The organism is Bacillus cereus group sp. Bce019 (assembly GCF_051781745.1).
In the GTDB taxonomy this organism is placed as follows: domain Bacteria; phylum Bacillota; class Bacilli; order Bacillales; family Bacillaceae_G; genus Bacillus_A; species Bacillus_A cereus.
The window spans coordinates 1-250 of the sequence record NZ_JBPWJX010000273.1 but is presented as its reverse complement, the minus strand read 5'-3'; the positions used below and the strand labels follow the sequence as shown (position 1 = coordinate 250).

The following is a 250-nucleotide window of genomic DNA, read 5'->3' as shown; positions in this document are numbered from 1 at the left end:
GTCTTAATGGATGTTTCTCATCAATAGGCAAATATTCAGGTTCACCATAAACTGTGCCTCCCGAAGAAGCTAATATAATTTTTTTAATACGAAAATCTTTAACACTTTCCATGAAATTAAGAAAAAATAGACTGCTATTAATATCACCGAAAACATCTTCAATTGAAGTTGCTACGTTAGACGTCGCAGCTAAATAAATAATAATATCTATATTCACTAAAGCCTTATATATATCCTCAACATTTTCTAA

Annotated in this window: 1 protein-coding gene; it reads right to left on the bottom strand. The window is 29.6% G+C overall.

Annotated features, from left to right (window positions below):
* A partial coding sequence (locus ACS2QP_RS28310) for a GDP-mannose 4,6-dehydratase (protein ID WP_438883144.1) occupies positions 1-250 on the bottom strand: 250 nt, incomplete at both ends.